General features: G+C 72.6%; 16 protein-coding genes. 9 read left to right on the top strand and 7 right to left on the bottom strand.

All coding sequences use genetic code 11. From position 1 onward, the window contains the following. Nucleotides 1-16 precede the first annotated feature (16 nt). A complete protein-coding gene (gene recN / locus ACF3NH_RS01445) occupies nt 17-1696 on the top strand; it encodes a DNA repair protein RecN (RefSeq protein ID WP_422921603.1) in 1680 nt (559 codons plus the stop codon). 76 nt (nt 1697-1772) lie between these two features. After that, nucleotides 1773-3959 carry an NAD-dependent DNA ligase LigA gene (gene ligA / locus ACF3NH_RS01450; protein ID WP_422921604.1) on the top strand — a complete coding sequence of 729 codons (2187 nt, stop codon included), beginning with the start codon at nt 1773-1775 and terminating at the stop codon, nt 3957-3959. On the opposite strand, the gene ACF3NH_RS01455 is transcribed toward ligA, so the two are convergent. Both ACF3NH_RS01455 and ACF3NH_RS01460 read right to left on the bottom strand, forming a co-directional pair. Beyond that, the gene (locus ACF3NH_RS01455) at nt 3886-4797 is read right to left on the bottom strand and encodes a hypothetical protein (RefSeq protein WP_422921605.1); all 912 of its coding nucleotides are present in this window, start codon (nt 4795-4797) and stop codon (nt 3886-3888) included. The genes ligA and ACF3NH_RS01455 overlap by 74 nt on opposite strands. Further along, nucleotides 4767-6536, bottom strand: coding sequence for an aminopeptidase P family protein (locus ACF3NH_RS01460; RefSeq protein WP_422921606.1), 1770 nt, complete (start codon nt 6534-6536; stop codon nt 4767-4769). Before ACF3NH_RS01460 ends, ACF3NH_RS01455 begins: the two co-directional genes overlap by 31 nt. Nucleotides 6537-6727: 191 nt before the next feature. Between ACF3NH_RS01460 and ACF3NH_RS01465 the strand changes: the two genes are divergently transcribed. Continuing rightward, entirely contained in the window at nt 6728-7108 is a 381-nt protein-coding gene (locus ACF3NH_RS01465) for a DUF1127 domain-containing protein (RefSeq protein ID WP_198366092.1), read from the top strand. A gap of 158 nt (nt 7109-7266) precedes the next feature. Here ACF3NH_RS01465 and ACF3NH_RS01470 read toward each other — a convergent pair whose 3' ends face one another. Genes ACF3NH_RS01470 through ACF3NH_RS01480 form a run of 3 tightly spaced genes read right to left on the bottom strand, consistent with a single transcriptional unit; the run spans nt 7267 to nt 10879 of the window. Beyond that, nucleotides 7267-8157, bottom strand: a complete 891-nt coding sequence (locus ACF3NH_RS01470) for a 50S ribosomal protein L11 methyltransferase (RefSeq protein WP_198366198.1) — start codon at nt 8155-8157, stop codon at nt 7267-7269. Beyond that, nucleotides 8154-10364: an ATP-dependent helicase gene (locus ACF3NH_RS01475; RefSeq protein ID WP_198366091.1), complete on the bottom strand. Its 2211-nt coding sequence runs from the start codon at nt 10362-10364 to the stop codon at nt 8154-8156. Before ACF3NH_RS01475 ends, ACF3NH_RS01470 begins: the two co-directional genes overlap by 4 nt. Further along, nucleotides 10361-10879, bottom strand: a complete 519-nt coding sequence (locus tag ACF3NH_RS01480) for a pentapeptide repeat-containing protein (protein WP_370591971.1) — start codon at nt 10877-10879, stop codon at nt 10361-10363. Before ACF3NH_RS01480 ends, ACF3NH_RS01475 begins: the two co-directional genes overlap by 4 nt. A 207-nt stretch (nt 10880-11086) precedes the next feature. Here ACF3NH_RS01480 and ACF3NH_RS01485 point away from each other — a divergent pair, with 207 nt between their 5' ends. After that, nucleotides 11087-11899 carry a hypothetical protein gene (locus ACF3NH_RS01485; RefSeq protein WP_232477033.1) on the top strand — a complete coding sequence of 271 codons (813 nt, stop codon included), beginning with the start codon at nt 11087-11089 and terminating at the stop codon, nt 11897-11899. On the opposite strand, the gene metF is transcribed toward ACF3NH_RS01485, so the two are convergent. Then, a complete protein-coding gene (gene metF, locus ACF3NH_RS01490; RefSeq protein ID WP_422921607.1) occupies nt 11896-12897 on the bottom strand; it encodes a methylenetetrahydrofolate reductase in 1002 nt (333 codons plus the stop codon). The genes ACF3NH_RS01485 and metF overlap by 4 nt on opposite strands. 217 nt (nt 12898-13114) lie before the next feature. Between metF and ACF3NH_RS01495 the strand changes: the two genes are divergently transcribed. Continuing rightward, nucleotides 13115-13930: an MlaA family lipoprotein gene (locus ACF3NH_RS01495; RefSeq protein ID WP_422921608.1), complete on the top strand. Its 816-nt coding sequence runs from the start codon at nt 13115-13117 to the stop codon at nt 13928-13930. 11 nt (nt 13931-13941) lie between these two features. Then, nucleotides 13942-14574 carry an MlaC/ttg2D family ABC transporter substrate-binding protein gene (locus tag ACF3NH_RS01500; RefSeq protein WP_232477032.1) on the top strand — a complete coding sequence of 211 codons (633 nt, stop codon included), beginning with the start codon at nt 13942-13944 and terminating at the stop codon, nt 14572-14574. A 3-nt stretch (nt 14575-14577) separates the two neighbouring features. On the opposite strand, the gene ACF3NH_RS01505 is transcribed toward ACF3NH_RS01500, so the two are convergent. Continuing rightward, nucleotides 14578-15555, bottom strand: a complete 978-nt coding sequence (locus ACF3NH_RS01505) for a hypothetical protein (protein WP_422921609.1) — start codon at nt 15553-15555, stop codon at nt 14578-14580. Nucleotides 15556-15786: 231 nt separating this feature from the next. On the opposite strand from ACF3NH_RS01505, the gene ACF3NH_RS01510 reads away from it, so the two are divergent. The 3 genes from ACF3NH_RS01510 (at nt 15787) to ACF3NH_RS01520 (ending at nt 19036) form a co-directional block, all read left to right on the top strand. Beyond that, nucleotides 15787-16815 carry an ABC transporter ATP-binding protein gene (locus tag ACF3NH_RS01510; RefSeq protein ID WP_422921610.1) on the top strand — a complete coding sequence of 343 codons (1029 nt, stop codon included), beginning with the start codon at nt 15787-15789 and terminating at the stop codon, nt 16813-16815. Between the two features lie 15 nt (nt 16816-16830). Then, nucleotides 16831-18105: an ABC transporter substrate-binding protein gene (locus ACF3NH_RS01515; protein WP_422921611.1), complete on the top strand. Its 1275-nt coding sequence runs from the start codon at nt 16831-16833 to the stop codon at nt 18103-18105. A gap of 85 nt (nt 18106-18190) precedes the next feature. Further along, complete coding sequence (locus tag ACF3NH_RS01520) at nt 18191-19036, top strand: ABC transporter permease (protein ID WP_198366084.1); 846 nt, start codon at nt 18191-18193, stop codon at nt 19034-19036. Nucleotide 19037: the final 1 nt, after the last annotated feature.

The raw sequence follows: 19037 nt of genomic DNA on the forward strand, positions 1-19037 counted from the left end.
GTTGCCGGGGCGGCCCATGCTGACCTCCCTCGCCATCCGTGATGTGGTGCTGATCGAGCGACTCGACCTGTCGCTCGGTGCCGGCCTGACCGTGCTGACCGGCGAGACCGGCGCCGGCAAGTCCATCCTGCTCGACAGCCTGGGCCTCGCCCTGGGCCAGCGCGCCGAGGCCGGCATGGTGCGCGCCGGCCAGCCGCACGCCTCCGTCGCCGCCTGCTTCCATCTCGCCGCCGAGCACCCGGCCCAGCTCCTGCTCGCCGAGCAGGGCATCGAGGCGGAGGAGGATCTGGTGCTGCGCCGCGTGGTGCAGGCCGATGGCCGCTCCCGCGCCTTCGTCAACGACGAGCCGGTCGGCGTCGGCCTGCTGCGCCGGCTCGGCGCCCTGCTGGTCGAGGTGCAGGGCCAGCACGATCAGGTGGGCCTCGCCGATCCGGCCACCCATGCCGGCCTGCTCGATGCCTTCGGCGGGCTGGAGGGCCGGCGCGAGGCGGTCGGCACCGCCTGGCGCGCCTGGCGCGGCGCCGAGCGGGTGCTGGCCGAGGCGCGCGAGGCCATCGCCCAGGCGCAGCGCGACGAGGAATGGCTGCGCCACGCCGTGGAGGAGCTGTCGGGCCTGGCCCCGGTCGAGGGCGAGGAGGATGCCCTGGCCGATGAGCGCCAGGCCATGCAGCAGGGCGAGCGCCGGGCCGAGGCGGTCTCCTCCGCCCTCTCGGAGTTGCAGCCGCGCGACCGGCGCGGCGGCACCGGCCCGGCCGCGGCGCTGCGCAACGCCGCGCGCGCCCTGGAGCGCCTGCCGCCGCCCAACGAGGAGGCGGCGCCGGTGCTGGCGGCCATCGGCCAGGCGCAGGACGCGCTGGCCGAGGCGGAGGCCCTGCTGGAGCGGCTGGGCGCCGATCTCGGCCCCGATCCGCGCCGGCTCGAGCAGGTGGAGGAGCGGCTCTTCGCGCTGCGCGCCGCCGCGCGCAAGCATGCCGTGGCCGTGGTGGAGCTGCCCGGCCTGTTGCAGGACCTCAGCACCCGGCTGGCCGCGCTGGATGCCGGGGCGGAGCGCGCCGCCGCGCTGGAGGCCGCCGCCGGCGCCGCCCGCGCCGCCTATGCCGAGGCCGCCGGCGCGCTGTCCGCCGCGCGCGCCGCCGCCGCCCGGCGGCTGGAGAAGGCCGTGGCGCAGGAGCTGGCGCCGCTGAAGCTCGACCGCGCCCGGCTGCATATCGAGCTGGCCCCGCGCGAGGAGCGCGCCTGGGCTGCCGACGGGCAGGATCGCGTCACCTTCCTGGTCACCACCAATCCGGGCCAGAAGCCGGGCCAGCTGGAGAAGATCGCCTCGGGCGGCGAGCTGTCGCGGCTGATGCTGGCGTTGAAGGTGGTGCTGGCCCGCGGCTCGCCGGTGCCGACCCTGGTCTTCGACGAGGTGGACAGCGGCATCGGCGGCGCCACGGCGGCGGCGGTGGGCGAGCGCCTCGCCCGCGTGGCCGAGCGGCTGCAGGTGCTGGTGGTGACGCACAGCCCGCAGGTGGCGGCGCGCGGCGACCAGCACTGGCGGGTGTCCAAGGGCGTGCGCGCCGACCGCGCCGAGACGCGGGTGGAACCGCTGGACGTCGCCGCCCGGCGCGAGGAGCTGGCGCGGATGCTGGCCGGCGAGACGGTGACGGAGGCGGCGCGGGCGGCGGCGGATTCGCTGCTGGGCGGGCCGGCCTGACGGACGGCAAGGGCGCCGGAGGCCTCGGCGCGCCCGCCGGCTTCCCGCCGGGGCCGGGCTGGGTTAGCAGGGCAGCATGACCCCGTCGCCCCGCGCCATCGCCGTCGAGGATCTCACCGAGGCCCAGGCCGCCGCCGATCTGGCCGCGCTGGCCGCCGAGATCGCCGCCGCCGACATCGCCTACCACCAGAACGACGCGCCCGAGATCACGGACGCCGAATACGATGCGCTGCGCCGCCGCAACGCCGCCATCGAGGCGCGCTTCCCGGCGCTGAAGCGCGCCGACAGCCCGAGCGAGGCGGCGCCGGGGGCGGCCCCGGCCGCGGGCTTCGCCAAGGCCCGCCACGGCACGCCGATGCTGAGCCTGGACAATGCCTTCGGCGCCGGCGACTTCACCGAGTTCGCCAGGACCGTCCGCCGCTTCCTGCGGCTCGACGAGGCCGAGGTGCTGCGCTTCGTGGGCGAGCCCAAGATCGACGGGCTCTCGGTCAACCTGACCTATGAGAAGGGGGTGCTGACGCGGGGCGCGACGCGCGGCGACGGCACGCTGGGCGAGGACATCACCCGCAACCTGCTGACCCTGCCCGAGGCCGAGCTGCCCCGCAGCCTGGGCCCCGGGGCGCCGGAGCAGATCGAGATCCGCGGCGAGGTCTTCATGACCAAGGCCGACTTCCTGGCCTTCCGCGAGGAGCAGGCGCGGCTGGCCGAGGAGCGGGAGCAGCGCCGCGAGCGGGGCGAGAAGGTGGGGCCCGAGATCCGCATCCCCGCCAATCCGCGCAATGCCGCCGCCGGCTCGCTGCGGCAGCTCGACCCGGAGGTGACGGCGCGGCGGCCGCTGAAGCTCTTCGCCTATGCCCAGGGCGCTTCCAGCAGCCCGGTGGCGGAGACGCACTGGGATTATCTGCGGGCGCTGACGCGCTGGGGCTTCCGCGTGAACCCGCTCTCGGCGCTGCTGCCGGACGAGCGGGCGGCGGAAGCCTTCCAGGCCCGCATGGCCGAGGGCCGCGCCGGGCTGGACTACGACATCGACGGCGTCGTCTACAAGCTGGACCGGCTGGACTGGCAGAGCCGGCTCGGCTTCGTCGGCCGCACGCCGCGCTGGGCCATCGCCTGGAAGTTCCCCGCCGAGCGGGCCGAGACGGTGCTGCTGGAGATCCAGATCCAGGTCGGCCGCACCGGGGCGCTGACGCCGCGCGCGGTGATGCAGCCGGTCAATGTCGGCGGCGTCATGGTGCAGCACGCGACGCTGCACAACGAGGACGAGATCGCGCGCAAGGATGTGCGGGTGGGCGACACCGTCATCCTGCAGCGCGCCGGGGACGTCATCCCGCAGATCGTCGGCATCGTGCCGGAGAGGCGGCCGGCGGACAGCGTGCCCTGGCAGCCGCTGACGCATTGCCCCGCCTGCGGCAGCCATGCCGTGCGGCCGGAGGGCGAGGTGGTGCGCCGCTGCACCGGCGGCCTGGTCTGCCCGGCGCAGACGGTGGAGCGGCTGAAGCACTTCGTCGGCCGCACCGCGCTCGACATCGAGGGGCTGGGCGAGGAGAACATCATCGCCCTGCACGAGGCGGGGCTGGTGAGGAGCCCGGCCGACATCTTCCGCCTGAAGGACCATGCCGCGACGATCCGGCAATGGGAGGGCTGGGGCAAGGCGTCGAAGCGGGATTCGAAGAAGCTGGCCAATCTGCTGGCCGCCATCGAGGAGCGACGCCGCCCGGCCCTGGAGCGCTTCATCTTCGCCCTCGGCATCCGCCGCATCGGCGCGCAGAACGCCAAGCTGCTGGCGCGGCACTACCACGACGTCGCTCACTGGCGCGCCCGGATGCGGGAGGCGACCGTCATCGGCTCCGAGGCGCGGGAGGAGCTGGGCTCGATCCAGGGCGTCGGCCCCGCCATCGCCAGCGAGCTCGCCGAGTTCTTCAAGGAGCCGCGCAACATGGCCGCGCTGGACGACCTGCTCCGCGAGGTCTCGCCCGCCCCGGCGGAGAGCCTCGGCGGCGGCGACAGCCTCTTCGCGGGCAAGGTCGTGGTCTTCACCGGCACGCTGGAGCGCACCTCGCGCGACGAGGCGGAGGCGGTGGCCGAGCGGCTCGGCGCCAAGGTGACGAAGAGCGTCTCGAAGAAGACCGATTTCGTCATCATCGGCGCCGATGCCGGCTCGAAGGCGAAGAAGGCCGCGGAGCTCGGCGTCAGGACGCTGACGGAGGCGGAGTGGCGGGCGATGGCCCATCCGGACGCAGCGGAGACGCCATCCGCCGGCTGAGCAGCAGGCCGAGCCCCTGGCGCAGGATGCCGATGGGGTCGCGCCCCTTGCCCTGCGAGACCGAGACGCGGTGGCCGCCGGTCACCACGCGGTGCATGGCGCCTGGCAGCAGGGCGGAGGCGACGGAGACCAGCCCGTCATTCGGCCCCGCCCCCTGCCGCTCCATCCAGCGCACCATGGGCAGGTAGCGCCGGTCCGGCCCGCTGATCCCGGCGGAGAGCCGGGCGGCGACGCAGAGCACCGGCATGGCGGCGGTGATCTCGGCCACCCGCGCCGCGTGCTCGCGCATCCAGGCCGCGCGGCCGGTGGTGGAGAGATCGGGCAGGCCGGCGCCGCCGCCCATGCGCAGCGCCCGCACCAGCGCCGCCAGGCTGCGGTGCAGCCGCGGCCGGGCCAGCAGGGCATCGGCCACCGGCGACCCGAAGAAGGGCGACTGCAGCGCCAGCAGCCCGGTGCAGCGGGCCGCGACGGCGGGATCGAGCAGCGCCGCCAGCGCCTCCAGCCCCCCCTTGCTGTGCGCCACGATCAGGCAGGGCGCGGGCGAGGCCAGGATCGCCTCGGCCAGCAGGGCGGCGTTGGGGGCGATGGGCGCCGTGGTCGGCAGCTTGACCACCTGCGCCACCGCGCCCTGCGCCAGCAGCCAGCGCAGCTGCGTGCCCATGTAGTCCATGCCGAGGGGGGCCAGCCGCGCCGCGCCCTCCCCCAGCAGGCCATAGACCAGCAGCACCCGCCGCCCCGCCAGATCCAGCGGCCGCACCGGCGGCGCGGCGGGGATGGTGGGGCGGCGGAAGCGGCGCAGCCGGGCCTTCAGAGCGTGGCGCAGGCCCAAGACAGCCATTCCGCCACAGGGGCCTCCAGCTCGCCGCCGAGCTCGGCCAGCACGCGGGCATGATAGGCATCGACCCAGGCCCGCTCCCCGGGCGTCAGCAGGGCAGGATCGATCAGCCGGCGCTCATAGGGGGCGAGGGTCAGGGTCTCGAACTCCAGGAAGGGCTTCACCTGCCCCGGCAACTCCGGCGCGGGCCGGACCAGCAGCAGGTTCTCGATGCGGATGCCATAGGCGCCCGGCAGATAAAAGCCCGGCTCGTCGGAAAGGATCATCCCGGCCTCGATCGGCACCGGCTTCGCCGCCCGGCTGATGCTGACCGGCCCCTCATGCACCGAGAGGAAGCTGCCGATGCCATGGCCGGTGCCGTGGTCGAAGTCGAGCCCCGCCGCCCAGAGGGGGGCGCGCGCCACGGCGTCGATATGCGCGCCGCCGACGCCCTGCGGGAAGCGCAGCCTCGCCAGGGCGATATGCCCCTTCAGCACGCGCGTGTAGCGCTCGACCAGATCGGCGGGCGGGGTGCCAGGGCCGGTCCAGAGGGTGCGGGTGACATCCGTGGTGCCGTCGGTGAACTGGCCGCCGCTGTCGATCAGATAGGCCTCATTGGCGTGGATCGGCCGGTTGGTCGCCTCGGTCGCGCGGTAATGCACGATGGCGCCGTTCTCGCCCGCGCCGGAAATGGCCGGAAAGCTCTCGGCGCGGAACAGCGGCAGGTCGCGGCGGAAGGCCAGGAGCCGGGCGGCGGCGCTCATCTCCGTCTCCCCACCCTGCGGCACCCGCAGCGAGAACCAGTGCAGGAAGCGGGCGAGCGCCAGGGCGTCGCGATGATGCGCCGCGCGGCTGCCCCGCTGCTCCACCGGGTTCTTGCGCGCGCGGGGCAGGCGCACCGGATCCTCGCCCGTCCGCAACGTGGCGCCGGCGTCCCGCAGGCTGGCGGCGAACCAGGCGGGGGTGATGTCGGGGTCGATCCGCACCACCTGCCCGGCCATGCCGGCCAGCGTCGCGGGCAGGGCGGCGGGCGGCAGGCAGGTCACGGCATTGCCGAGATGCGCGCGCACCGGCTCGCCGAGCTTGGCCGGCTCCATGAACAGGTCGACGCTGCCATCGGCGCGCAGCAGGGCGAAGCCCAGGGCCAGCGGGGTGTGCTCCAGGTCGCCGCCGCGGATGTTGAGCAGCCAGGCGACCGAATGCGGGTCGGCCAGGATCACGGCATCCTCGCCCGCCTCGCGCAGCCGCTCGGCCGCCGCCGCCCGCTTCGAGGCCGCGTCCTGCCCGGCATACTCGGCCGGCTGCGGCACCGCCGGGGCGCGCGGCGGCGCGGGGCGGTCGCGCCAGATGGCGTCCAGCGGATTGACCGCCAGCGGCACCAGGGTGAGGCCGGCGGCGGCGAGACGCTCCACCGCCGCCTGCGGATGCAGCCAGGGATCATAACCCAGCCTTGCGTCAGGCGCATGGCTGGACAGGTATTCATGAGGTGGCTGCTCGGTGATGTGCAGCAGAGTCCAGCACGACGGATCGGTCTGCGCCCGGGCCTGGGTGGTGTAGCGCCCGTCGGTGAAGAGCAGCGCGCGATCCGGCAGCACCACCGCGAGCCCGGCGCTGCCGGTGAAGCCGCTGATCCAGGCCAGCCGCTCGCCGCTGGGCGGCACGTATTCCCCCAGATATTCGTCGCCGCGCGGGATCAGGAAACCGTCTACCCCGAGGCGGTCGAGCTCGGCGCGGAGGGCGGCCAGGCGATCAGCTTGTTTCACTTTGATGAGCATCCCGTTAAGAACATGTTTCCTCACGTATCGATGCGCGAATCGCATATCTCAGCTTCAGCACCAGCACTCCTCTTCGCGCCCGCACAATATTACATCATGGCCACGCAGTTGGAGCGGGCGGTTGACGGCAGGAGCCGGTCCCGCGGACCGCCCCCGCGCAAGAGACGGAACGCTAGACAATGAACGCCCGCATCTCCAAGCCGCAGCTCGACGCCGACGCCCTGCTTCCCGCCATGAAGCTGAACGAGGCCCAGGCCATTGCCCTCGCCGCCATGAAGAAGCGCGACGAGGCGGTCGGCAGCTGGATCCGCAACGCCGTGGTCGCCGCCTTCCGCGCCGTGGCCGACTATCCGGCCCGCCGCCGCGCCCATGACGAGCTGACCAGCCTCACCGACCGTGAGCTGGCCGATATCGGCCTGACCCGCGCCGATATCCCCCGCGTGCTGCGCGGCGAGGCTGTGAGCCGCGGCGAGGCCCCGGTGGCGGCGATGGCCCCCGCCATGACCGTCCGCCCGGCGGCCAATTCCAACACCCAGGCGCAGGACCGCCTGGCCGCCTGAGCGGAGAATATGTCCTGAAAAACCGGAGCCGGCCCGCAACCACGCCGCCGGACCTTCGTTAGACAGGGCAGAGACCAACGATCCGGTTCCTCCCCCCTCCCCCCGCCGGATCGAGCCAGGCCGCCCCGCATCCCCCCAGATGCGGGGCGGTTTCGCATTCAGCGCCGGCGCAGCACCAGGGCCGACCAGGCGCCCTGGTCGATGCGGCGCTCCAGCACCATCCCGGCGCGGCGGTGCGCCGCCAGCACCATCCGCACCTGCGTGCCCAGCAGGCCGGCCAGGATCGCCGTGCCGCCGGGCGCCAGATGGTCCGACAGGCTCTTCGCCATGGCGCAGAGCGGGCGGGCGAGGATGTTGGCGAAGACGAGGTCATACCGCCCGGCGCGCACCGCCCGGTGGCGCCAGCCATCGGCCAGGCGGGAGCGGACCCGGTTGCGCAGCCCGTTCATCCGCGCGTTCTCCTCGGTGATCCGCACGCTCCAGGGCTCGATATCGGTGGCCAGCACCGGCCGCCGCAGCCGCTTCGCCGCCGCCATGGCCAGGATGCCCGAGCCGGTGCCGAGATCGAGGATGCGGCGCGGCCGACGGTGGGCCATGCGCTCGAAGCCGATCAGGCAGCCGCGCGTCGAGCCGTGCTCGCCGGAGCCGAAGGCCAGACCGGCGTCGAGCCGCAGCACGATGCGGCCATAGGTCGGCGGGTTGGGCAGGTGCGTCGGCCGGATCAGCACCCGGGCGCCGATCTCCTGCTCGGGGAAGGATTGCAGCGTGCGCGCCAGCCAGCCCTCCGCCTCGACCGGGGCGCGCTGCAGTTCGGGCGGCTCGATGCCGGAGAGCGCCGCGGCCAGGACCAGGGCCGGCAGCAGCTCGTCATCCCCCGATCCCGTCTCGCGCACCGCCTCGAGCCGCCAGGTGTCGGTGGCGTCGTCCTTGAAGTAGCCGACGCTGGGGCAGACCGTCTGCAGGGCCGCCTCGAAGGCCGGCACCGCCTCCTCCGGCAGGCCGTCCAGGGTCAGGGTCTCGAGCGTCGGAGGGTGACGGTTCACGGTCAGGCCTTTTCCACGAAGGTATCGAGCACGCGCTTGCGGCCGGCCTTGTCGAACTCGACATCGAGCTTGTTGTCCTCGGCCGCCACCACGCGGCCATAGCCGAATTTCTGGTGGAAGACCCGCTGCCCGGCCGGAATGGCCGCCGCGCGCGCCGGGCGCTCCGCCACCTCCCAGGCGCCGGCCTCGATGACGCGGGGGCGCCGCGCCACCAGCGGAAACTGGCCGGAGAAGGCCGAGGGCTGCGCGGCCATGCGGGCGCGGGCGCCGCCGGCGGCCCCCTCCTGCTCGATCTGGTCGGGCGGCAGCTCGTCGAGGAAGCGGCTCGGGATGGCGCTGGTCCAGTTGGCGTAGATGCGCCGGTTGGCGGCATGGCTGATGACGCAGTGCCGCCGGGCGCGGGTGATGCCGACATAGGCGAGGCGCCGCTCCTCCTCGAGCCCCTTGTCGCCGCCCTCGTCCAGCGCGCGCTGGTGCGGGAACAGCCCCTCCTCCCAGCCCGGCAGGAAGACGCTGTCGAACTCCAGCCCCTTGGCGGCATGCAGGGTCATCAGGTTGACCCGGCCATCCTCCGACTGCTCGTCATTCTCCATCACGAGCGCGACATGCTCCAGGAAGCCGGCCAGGCTCTCGAACTCGCCGAGCGCGCGCAGCAGCTCCTTCAGGTTGTCGAGCCGCCCCGGCGCCTCCGGCGACTTGTCCTGCTTCCACATCTCCGTGTAGCCGCTCTCGTCGAGCAGGGTGGCGGCGACCACCACATGGCCCTCGCGCGGCAGCATCTCGCGCCAGCGGGCGAAGCCCTCCAGCAGCTCGCGCAGCGCCTGGCGCGGCTTGGGCCGCAGCGCCCCGGTCTCGATCAGCCGCCAGGCGGCGACCACCAGGGGCCGCCCCTCCGCCCGGGCCAGGTCATGCATGGCGCGCAGCGCCGTGTCGCCCAGGCCGCGCTTGGGCGTGTTGACGATGCGCTCGAAGGCGAGGTCGTCGGCCGGCTGGCTCAGCACCCGCAGATAGGCCATGGCGTCGCGGATCTCGGCGCGCTCATAGAACTTCTGCCCGCCGACGACGCGGTAGGGGATGCCGAGGGTGATCAGCCGCTCCTCGAAGGCGCGGGTCTGGAAGCCGGCGCGGACCAGGATGGCGATCTCGGAGAGGTCGTGGCCGCCCCGCCGCGCCGCCTCGATGCGGGAGCCCACCATCCGCGCCTCCTCCTCCGAATCCCAGAGCGAGACGACGCGCACCTTCTCCCCCGCCGCATCGTCGCGGCCCGGGCGCAGGGTCTTGCCGAGGCGGCCGCTGTTCCGGGCGATCAGCCCGGCGGCGGCGGCCAGGATCGGCGCGGTGGAGCGGTAGTTGGATTCCAGGCGCACGATGGTGGCGCCGGGGAAATCCTTCTCGAAGCGGAGGATGTTCTCGATCTCGGCGCCGCGCCAGGAATAGATCGACTGGTCGTCGTCGCCGACGCAGCAGATGTTGCGCTCGGCCGGGTTCTCCCGCTGCGCCAGCAGCCGCAGCCACAGGTACTGCACCGTATTGGTATCCTGGTACTCGTCGACCAGGATGTAGCGGAAGCGGCGGTGGTAGTCGGCCAGCACGTCCGGCTGGGTGCGCAGGATCTCCGTGACGTGCAGCAGCAGGTCGCCGAAGTCGCAGGCGTTGAGCTGGCGCAGCCGCTCCTGGTAGGCGGCATAGAGGCCGCGGCCGCGGCCGCCGGCATAGTCGGTGTCCTCGGCGGCGGTGATGCGCGCCGGCATCAGCCCGCGATCCTTCCAGCGCTGGATGATGGCCATCATCCCCTGCGCCGGCCAGCGCTTGAGGTCGATGCCGGCCGCCTCCATCACCTGCTTGAGCAGGCGCATCTGGTCGTCGGTGTCGAGGATGGTGAAGCTGCTCTCCAGCCCGACCAGCCCGGCATGGCGGCGCAGCATGCGCGCGCAGAGGGCATGGAAGGTGCCGAGCCAGAGGCCCTCGGCCGGCTGGCCCAGCATGGCGGCGACACGCTCGCGCATCTCCCGCGCCGCCTTGTTGGTGAAGGTGACGGCCAGCACCTGGTTGGGGAAGGCACGGCGGGTCATCAGGATATGCGCGAAGCGGGTGGTCAGCACCCGGGTCTTGCCGGTGCCGGCGCCGGCGAGCACCAGCAGCGGCCCATCCACCGTCTCGACGGCGGCGCGCTGCTCGGGGTTGAGGCGGCTCAGGTAACCGGCGTCGCTCATCGCTGGCAGGACCCCACGGAGGCCGCGGCGCAACGGGTCTCCCCGTCGACCCAGAGGGCGCCGCCGAGTCGGGCGGTGGAGAGATCGGCGCCGGCGATGATGGCGCCGGTCAGGTCGGCCTCGCTGAGATCGGCGCGGAAGAAGCGGGCGCCGCGCAGGTCGGCCTGGCGCAGGACGGCGCGGCTCAGGTCGGCGCGGGTGAAGTCGGCGCCGCGCAGCACCGCCCCGGCCAGGCTCGCCCCGCTCATCTCGGCCGAGGTGAAGCGGGCATCGGGCGCCTCCGCCCGGTCCAGCACGGCATCCTGCAGGCGGCCGCGGGCGAAGCTGGCGTCGCGCAGCACGGCCCCGCTGAGATCGGCGCCGCGCAGGTCCTTGCCGTCCTGCAGGCAGCGGCGCCAGTCCACCCCCGGCGCCGCCGCGTCGGAACAGGCCGCCTGGGCGGGCGTGCCGAGGAGCGGAAGGGTCAGCAGGACCGGGAGAATGCGGCGGAGGGGAAGCGGGATTGGCCTGGGCACGCCCTGGATATAGAACGGGGAGCGAACGCGGCCAACCACCGGCCGCCCGCAGCCGGAGCGCTTTCCATCGCCAGCCTGATTCGTGCCCTGGAATGGTCCGCGCGCCAGGGGGGGCCGCTGCTCGCCCTGGCCATCTTCGCGGGCCTCTTCCTGCCGCCCCTCGCCAGCGCCGCGCGGCCGCTGCTCACCCCCTCGGTCGTGGTGCTGATGACGCTGGTGCTGCTGCGGGTCGATCCGGCGCAGGTGCTGGCCTATCTGCGCCGCCCGCTGCTGGTCGCCGCCCTGCTGGCCTGGCTGCTCCTGGCCTGCCCGCTGGTCACCTACGCGGTGGTGCGGACGGCCGGGCTGGAGGCGGGATTCGGCGCCGGCATGGTGGTGATGGCGACCGGCTGCGCCGCGACCTCCTCCCCCGCCTTCGCCCGCCTGGTCGGGCTGGATGGCGAGATCGCGCTGGTGGTGGCCCTGCTCTCCACCCTGCTGCTGCCCTTCACCGCGCCGCCGCTGGCGCTCGGCCTGCTCGGCATCGACCTGGCGCTGACGGTCGGCGGGCTGACGGCCCGCCTGCTGCTGGTGGTGGGGCTGCCGCTGCTGGTCTCGCTCGCCATCCGCGCCCTGGCCGGGCCGGCGCGGCTGGCCCGCTGGGGCCGGGCGGTGGATGGCGCCTCGGTGCTGCTGGTGGTGGTCTACGGCTTCGGGGTGATGGACGGCATGCTGGGGCGGATGCTGCAGGCGCCGGCGATGATGCTGGGCGGGCTGCTGCTGGCCTTCGCCACCTGCTTCGGACTGAACGCCCTGACCGCCCTGGCCTTCCGCCCGGCCGGATGGCGGCTCGGCCTGTCGGCCGGGCTGCTCTCCGGCAACCGCAACATGGCGCTCTACCTCGCGGTGCTGCCGGCGACGGCGGATGCGCGCATCCTGATCTTCTGCGCGCTCTGCCAGTTCCCGCTCTTCCTCAGCCCCTTCCTGCTGCGCCCGGTCTATCGCCGGCTGGCGCCGGAGAGCCCGGCGCGGCCGGCCTAGGCCGGGTCGGCCGGCGCCTGCCGCATCGGCCGGGCGCCCAGGATATGGGCGATGGCATAGGTCAGGTCGGCGCGGTTCAGGGTGTAGAAGTGGAACTCGTCCACCCCGTTGGCCTGCAGCAGCCGCACCTGCTCGGCGGCGAGGGCGGCCGCCACCATGCGGCGGGTCTCGGGATCATCGTCCAGCCCCTCGAACAGGCGGCCCATCCAGGCCGGCACGCTGGCGCCGCACATGGCCGAGAACTTGGCCACCTGGGTGAAGTTGGAGACCGGCAGGATGCCCGGCACGATCGGCACGGTGATGCCGGCGGCATGCGCCCGGTCGAGGAAGCGCAGATAGACCTCGGTGTCGAAGAAGTACTGGGTGATGGCGCGGGTCGCCCCGGCATCGATCTTGCGCTTGAGGTTGTCGAGGTCCTCCTGCGCCGACCGGGCGGAGGGATGCGTCTCGGGATAGGCGGCGACCGAGATCTCGAAATCGCCCGCGCGCCGTAGCCCGGCCACCAGGTCGGCGGCATAGGCATAGCCCTGCGGGTGCGGCACGTAGCTCTCCTGCCCGGCCGGCGCGTCGCCGCGCAGGGCGACGATATGGCGCACGCCCGCCGCCCAGTAGCGGTGCGCCACCTCGTCCACCTCGGCCCGGCTGGCACCGACGCAGGTCAGGTGCGCCGCGGGGGTCAGCGAGGTCTCCCGCACGAGCCGCGCCACCGTGGCATGGGTGCGCTCCTGCGTGGTGCCGCCCGCGCCGTAGGTGACGGAGACGAAGCGCGGCGCCAGCGGCTCGAGCCGCCGCACGCAGGCCCAGAGCTGCTGCTCCAGGCTCTCGGTGCGCGGCGGGAAGAACTCGAAGGAGAGCGCCGGCGGCGGCAGCTCGGTCGGCAGGGGCAGGCCGGCGACCCGGGGTCCCGTCAGCCAGCGTTGCAGGGTCCCGGGACTCGCGCCGGCGGAGAGATCCGCGGCGGCAGGGGCAACATTGGCGTGGTCGGGGAGATGGCTCATGCCTCCTCTCTACCGCAGAACCAGGAAGATTTGAACGTCCAGGGGAAATGGAACGTCCGGGAGAAATTGAATCCCGTGGTCAGGAAGAATGCTATCCCTCGCCGTCGCGGAACGTTGTTCACTGAGACTTGGCCATAGCCTGTTCCATACATCCATCCGCGGATGTATGTACCCGTAGCCAGCGCCGTGCCGCGCGCCGTCAGGAACCCTGCCCACCATGCCCGTCCGCCGCCCGCTTCTCCTGCTGCTCGGCCTGCTCGCCCTGTCCGCCTGCGCCACGCGGCCGCCGGCCAGCGATCCCGAGGCGCTGGCGGAGTTCGAGCAGAACAACGACCCGCTGGAGCCCTTCAACCGCGGCATGTACGCGGTGCACGAGGGCATCGATACCGTCGTGCTGGAGCCCGCGGCGCGGGTCTACCGCTTCGTCCTGCCGCAGCCGGTGCGGGGCGGCGTGCGCAATGTGCTGACCAACCTGCGCAGCCCGGTGATCTTCATGAACGACGTGCTGCAGGGCAGCGTGGAGCGCAGCGCCACCACCCTGGCCCGCTTCCTGATGAACAGCAGCTTCGGCATCGGCGGGTTGTTCGACGTGGCGAAGGAGGTCGGCCTGCCCGGCCATGGCGAGGATTTCGGTCAGACCCTCGCCGTCTGGGGCCTGGGCGAAGGCCCCTATCTGTTCATCCCCGTGCTCGGCCCCAGCAACCCGCGCGACCTTGTGGGGTTTGGAGTCGACATCGCCGCCAACCCGATCACCTGGGTGGTGGCCAATGGGGACAACACGGCGGAGACACTGGGTTGGGTGCAGACCGGGCTGACCATCCTGGATACGCGTGAGGGGCTGCTGGACACCATCGCGGACGTCAGGGCGACCAGCCTCGACCCCTACAGCACCATCCGCAGCGCCTACCGCCAGGGCCGCAATTACGAGATCCGCAACGGAGGCGGCACCGCGCCGGAGGCCCGGGCCACCGGCTTCGGCATCGGCGGGGCGCTGGACACGCGCCCCTCCCCCGCTCCGCTCGGCAAGGAATGAGATCGAACCGGATGAACCGCCGCCTTCTCCTGGCCAGCGCGCTGGCCCTTCCCTTCACCGCGCAGTTCCTGGCCGCCGGCGCCGCCCGCGCGCAGGTCGATATCGGGCGCGCCGGCAGCTTCATCGAGACCACCGGCCGGGATCTCGTGAGCGCGATCAACGCGCAGCAGGACATCGCCACGCGGCGCCAGCAGGTGGCCGCGATCCTGCGCCGCGCCGTGGATGTCGAGGGCGTGGGCCGCTTCGTGCTCGGCCGGTGGTGGCGCGTGGCCACGCCTGCCGAGCAGCAGGAATACATGCGGCTCTTCGAGGAGACCCTGATCCGCAACCTCTCGGCGCGCTTCGGCGAGTATCAGGGGGTGCGCTTCAGCCTGGGCCGCAGCCAGCAGCGCACGGAGGATGACGCGCTGGTGAACACCGTCATCGAGCGGCCCAACAGCGCCCCCTTCAGCCTCGACTGGCGGGTCAGCGAGGTCGGCGGCCAGCCGCGCGTGGTGGACGTGATCGCCGAGGGCACCTCGCTCCGCCTGACCCAGCGCAGCGAGTACTCGGCGGTGATCAGCCGCAATGGCGGGCAGGTCTCCGCCCTGCTCGACGCCATGCGGCGGCAGATCGCCGCCCTGGCGGCGCGCGAAGGGCGCTGAGCCTCAGCGCCGCCGGCGCTCCGCCATCGCATAGACCAGCCGGCCCTCCGGACTGCTGAAGGCGCGGCAGGTCGTGAGCTGGGCCGGCGGCAGCACCGCGAAAGCCGCCAGCAGGTCCTGCGTTGTGCGCCAGGTCGGGCGCCAGTGCAGGAAGGCCTCCATCCAGGCCGCTTCCGGCGCCGGCCCGGCGGGACTGCCGATCAGCAGCATCCCGCCGGGCTTGAGCGCCGCGAAGGCGGCATCGGCCAGGTTCCGCAGCCCGTTGGCATCCAGCGCATCCGGCAGCAGGGGCAGCAGGATGAGGTCGAAGCAGCCGCGCATGTAGGGCCGGCGCACGAAGCCGCCGAGGCTGCAGCGCAGGCTCCGCACCGGCAGACCAGACGGCAGGCTGTCCCGCATCCGCGTCAGGACGTCCTGCTCCGTGGCCTGCGCCACCCAGCGGCCGATGGCGCCGCGCTGCCGCACCAGGGCGGCCTCGCGCAGATGGCCCGCGCCGAGCGTGAGGATCTCCGCCCCCGGCTGCCGCTCCAGCACCCCCTCGACCACGCTGGCCAGGAAGGCGGCCTGGCCCCTCAACCCGGCGGGCAGGCCGATCTGCGAGGAGACCGCGAAAAGATCCCGCCCGGCCCGCGAGGCCTGCTCCAGCATCCGCGGCCCTTCGCCCAGGCCCAGCAGCAGGTCACGCAGGAGGGGATGGCCGGCCGTGTCGCCAGGATGCTCCAGCGCCAGCCGGGCCAGCGGGTCCTCCATCACCAGGCGGCGCACGGGATGCTGCCGCAGGCTGTGCCGAAGCATCGCCCATTTCTCGGGATCGGTCCCCTCGCGCAGCGCTCCGCAGAACTGGACCAGGCGCACCAGGGCGGCAGGCGCCCAGCCGGGATGCCAGGCCGCGTCCACCACCGCATTCAGCGTCGGCGCCAAACAGGCCATGTCCGCCAGGGACGGGCAGGTCCCGCAGATCGTGGAGGTGGGGTCCGGCATGAAGGTCCTTTGTCCTGCCCTTCCAGATTAAAAGACACAAGTCCTCCTCGCATCCTCAGAATGAAGGAGGTGCCCAGGAGGCCGGCAGAGCCCCGGCCGGTGGCGGGAGCATCTGCCTTCATCCTGGGCAATCCGCCCTTCCGCCCGTGGTGCCGATCGCCGGCGCGCCGGCGGGCGCCTCCCTGGTGCGGCGCTTGCATGGGGGCGGCGGATGGCAGGAGGAGGACGGGCTTGCGGCCGGATGTGGAGCTGATCGGCGTCACCAAGCGTTATGGCGCCACCGTCGCGGTGGACGGCCTCTCCCTCCTGATCCCTGGCGGCAGCTACTGCTGCCTGCTCGGCCCCTCCGGCTGCGGCAAGACCAGCACCCTGCGGATGATTGCCGGCCATGAGAGCATCAGCGCGGGAGACATCCTCCTGGCCGGGCGCAACGTCACGGACCTGAAGCCGGCCGAGCGCGGCACGGCGATGATGTTCCAGAGCTACGCCCTGTTCCCGCACCTCTCGGCGCTCGAGAACATCGCCTTCGGGCCGCGCATGCGCGGGGTGGGCAAGGCGGAGCGCCTGACGCGGGCGCGGGAGTTCCTCCGCCTGGTGCAGCTCGAGACGATGGCGGACCGTCTGCCCGCGCAGCTCTCCGGCGGCCAGCAGCAGCGCGTCGCCCTGGCCCGCGCCCTGATCACCCGCCCCAAGGTGCTGCTGCTCGACGAACCGCTCTCCGCCCTCGACCCCTTCCTGCGCGGCCAGATGCGCGAGGAGCTGAAGCGGCTGCAGCGCGAGCTCGGCATCACCTTCATCCATGTCACGCACGGGCAGGAGGAGGCCATGGCGCTCTCCGACCTCGCCGTGGTGATGGATCATGGCCGCATTGCCCAGGCCGCGCCGCCGCGCGAGATCTTCGAGCGCCCGGCCAGCGCCTTCGTCGCCCGCTTCATCGGCGGCCACAACGTGCTGGAGCTGCCGCAGGGCCGCTTCGCCATCCGCACGGACCGCACGCGCCTCGCCCCGGCCGCCGCCGGGCCTGACCTCGCCGGGCCTGACCGCGCCGGGCCTGACCGCGCCGGGCTCAACCTCGCCGGACAGGTCACCGCCGTCGAGTACCAGGGCAGCGCGGTGCGCGTCGTGCTCCGCGCGGCGGACGGGCAGACGGCCGAGGCGCTGCTGCCCGATGCCAGCTTCCACGCCGCCCCGGTCGCGCCCGGGGAGGCCGCCACCCTCGGCTGGTCTGCGCAGGACGCGCATGCCCTGCCCCCCGCCTGACAGGAGCGCCTGACGATGCACGAGACGAAGACCGCCCTCACCCGCCGCGGCGCCCTGGCGCTGGCCGGCGCCGCGCTGGGCAGCGGCGCCATCACCGGATTCCCGACGATCTGGGCGCAGAACATCAAGGATGTGACGCTGCGCCAGATCGGCACCGGCGTGTCCGGGCTGAACCCGATCGCCGAGCAGGTGAAGAAGGATCTCGGCTTTACCCTGCAGCTCACCGTGACCGACACGGATGCCGTGGCGCAGCGCGCCGCCACCCAGGCGCGCAGCTTCGACATCGCCGACATCGAGTACTTCTCGATCAAGAAGGTCTATCCGACCGGCGCGGTGCAGCCGATCGACACGACGCGGATCAAGCTGATCGACAAGCTCGTGCCGATCTTCACCACGGGGAAGCTGACGCCGGACAGCCAGATGGGCCAGGGCACCTCGCCCTTCTCCGTCGGCTTCGTGGACAGCAGGGATGCCAAGAGCTTCGCCGGCAAGCGCACCGAGCTGATGACGCTGCTGCCCACCATCTACAACGCCGACACGCTCGGCATCCGCCCCGATCTGGTCGGCCGGCCGATCAGCCACTGGAAGGACCTGATGGACCCGGCCTTCAAGGGCCGCGCCTCGATCCTCAACATCCCTGGCATCGGCATCATGGACGCCGCCATGGTGGCCGAGAGCGCCGGCGTCGTGAAATACGGCGACAAGGGCAACATGACGCGCGAGGAGATCGACAGGACCATCGCCTTCCTGATCGAGGCCAAGCGCGCCGGGCAGTTCCGCGCCTTCTGGAAGACCTTCGACGAGAGCGTCAACCTGATGGCCTCGGGCGAGGTGGTCATCCAGTCCATGTGGTCGCCCGCCGTCGCCGCGGTCCGCTCGCGCGGCATCCCCTGCACCTACCAGCCGCTGGCGGAGGGCTACCGCGCCTGGGGCTCGGGCCTCGGCGTCATGCGCCACGTCTCGGGGCTGCAGCTCGACGCCGCCTATGAATACCTCAACTGGTATCTCTCCGGCTGGGCCGGCGCCTTCCTCAACCGCCAGGGCTACTATTCGGCGGTGCTGGAGACGGCGAAGCAGAACATGAGCGAGAATGAGTGGGGCTACTGGATGGAGGGCAAGCCCGCCACCGCCCCGATCCTCTCGCCCGATGGCCGCGAGATGGAGAAGGCGGGCGCGGTGCGCGACGGCGGCGCCTTCGCCGAGCGCATGGGCCGGGTGGTCTGCTGGAACTCGGTGATGGATCAGGACCGCTACATGGTCCAGAAGTGGAACGAGTTCATCGCCGCCTGAGGCTTCCCACGCGGCCTGTCCCGCGCGACACCGACCCGGGGGGCCGCGCGCCCTCCCGGGCTTCCGGCCCGGAGTGATGCCCTTCATGTCCCGATGGATGCCCTGGCTGCAGGCCGCGCCGCTGGCTCTGGTGCTGGCCGTGTTCCTCGTCGTGCCGATGGCGATGCTGGTGGTCGTCAGCTTCTACGATTACGACAGCTTCAGCCTGATCCCCGACTTCGTGCTGACCAACTACCGGGAGGTGTTCTCCTCCTGGGTCACGTGGCAGACCTATCTCAAGACCCTCTGGTTCGCCGGCCTGACCTGGGCGATCACGCTGCTGCTCGGCTTCTGGCTGGCCTATTTCCTGGCCTTCGTGGTGCGGGACCCGACCTGGCGCATGCTGCTCTTCGTGCTGACCACGGTGCCGTTCTGGACCTCCAACCTGATCCGCATGATCGCCTGGATCCCCTTCCTCGGGCGCAACGGCATCCTGAACAACACGCTGATCGGGCTCGGCGCCATCGACCGGCCGCTGGAGTTCCTGCTGTTCTCCGACTTCGCCGTCATCCTCGCCTTCGTGCATCTCTACACGCTGTTCATGGTGGTGCCGGTCTTCAACACCATGATGCGCATCGACCACCGGCTGCTGGAGGCGGCGCGCGATGCGGGAGCCGGCTTCTGGCAGACGCTCTGGTGCGTCATCCTGCCGCTCTGCAAGCCGGGCATCGGCATCGGCTCGATCTTCGTCGTCGTGCTGGTGATGGGCGACTTCGCCACGGTGCGGCTGATGAGCGGCGGGCAGAGCGCCTCGGTCGGGCTGATGATCTCGAACCAGATCGGGCTGATGCAGTATCCCGCCGCCGCGGCCAATGCGGTGGTGCTGCTGGCCATGGTGCTGCTGCTGGTCGCCGCCATGCTGCGCGCCATCGATATCCGCAAGGAGCTCTGAG

Source organism: Pseudoroseomonas sp. WGS1072, from assembly GCF_049340465.1.
Lineage (GTDB): Bacteria > Pseudomonadota > Alphaproteobacteria > Acetobacterales > Acetobacteraceae > Pseudoroseomonas.

Coding starts and splice junctions, on each gene's coding strand:
- recN (WP_422921603.1), top strand. CDS start 17: ATGCTGACCTCCCTCGCCATCCGTGATGTGGTGCTGATCGAGCGACTC.
- ligA (WP_422921604.1), top strand. CDS start 1,773: ATGACCCCGTCGCCCCGCGCCATCGCCGTCGAGGATCTCACCGAGGCC.
- ACF3NH_RS01455 (WP_422921605.1), bottom strand. CDS start 4,797: ATGGCTGTCTTGGGCCTGCGCCACGCTCTGAAGGCCCGGCTGCGCCGC.
- ACF3NH_RS01465 (WP_198366092.1), top strand. CDS start 6,728: ATGAACGCCCGCATCTCCAAGCCGCAGCTCGACGCCGACGCCCTGCTT.
- ACF3NH_RS01475 (WP_198366091.1), bottom strand. CDS start 10,364: ATGAGCGACGCCGGTTACCTGAGCCGCCTCAACCCCGAGCAGCGCGCC.
- ACF3NH_RS01485 (WP_232477033.1), top strand. CDS start 11,087: ATGACGCTGGTGCTGCTGCGGGTCGATCCGGCGCAGGTGCTGGCCTAT.
- metF (WP_422921607.1), bottom strand. CDS start 12,897: ATGAGCCATCTCCCCGACCACGCCAATGTTGCCCCTGCCGCCGCGGAT.
- ACF3NH_RS01495 (WP_422921608.1), top strand. CDS start 13,115: ATGCCCGTCCGCCGCCCGCTTCTCCTGCTGCTCGGCCTGCTCGCCCTG.
- ACF3NH_RS01500 (WP_232477032.1), top strand. CDS start 13,942: ATGAACCGCCGCCTTCTCCTGGCCAGCGCGCTGGCCCTTCCCTTCACC.
- ACF3NH_RS01505 (WP_422921609.1), bottom strand. CDS start 15,555: ATGCCGGACCCCACCTCCACGATCTGCGGGACCTGCCCGTCCCTGGCG.
- ACF3NH_RS01515 (WP_422921611.1), top strand. CDS start 16,831: ATGCACGAGACGAAGACCGCCCTCACCCGCCGCGGCGCCCTGGCGCTG.
- ACF3NH_RS01520 (WP_198366084.1), top strand. CDS start 18,191: ATGTCCCGATGGATGCCCTGGCTGCAGGCCGCGCCGCTGGCTCTGGTG.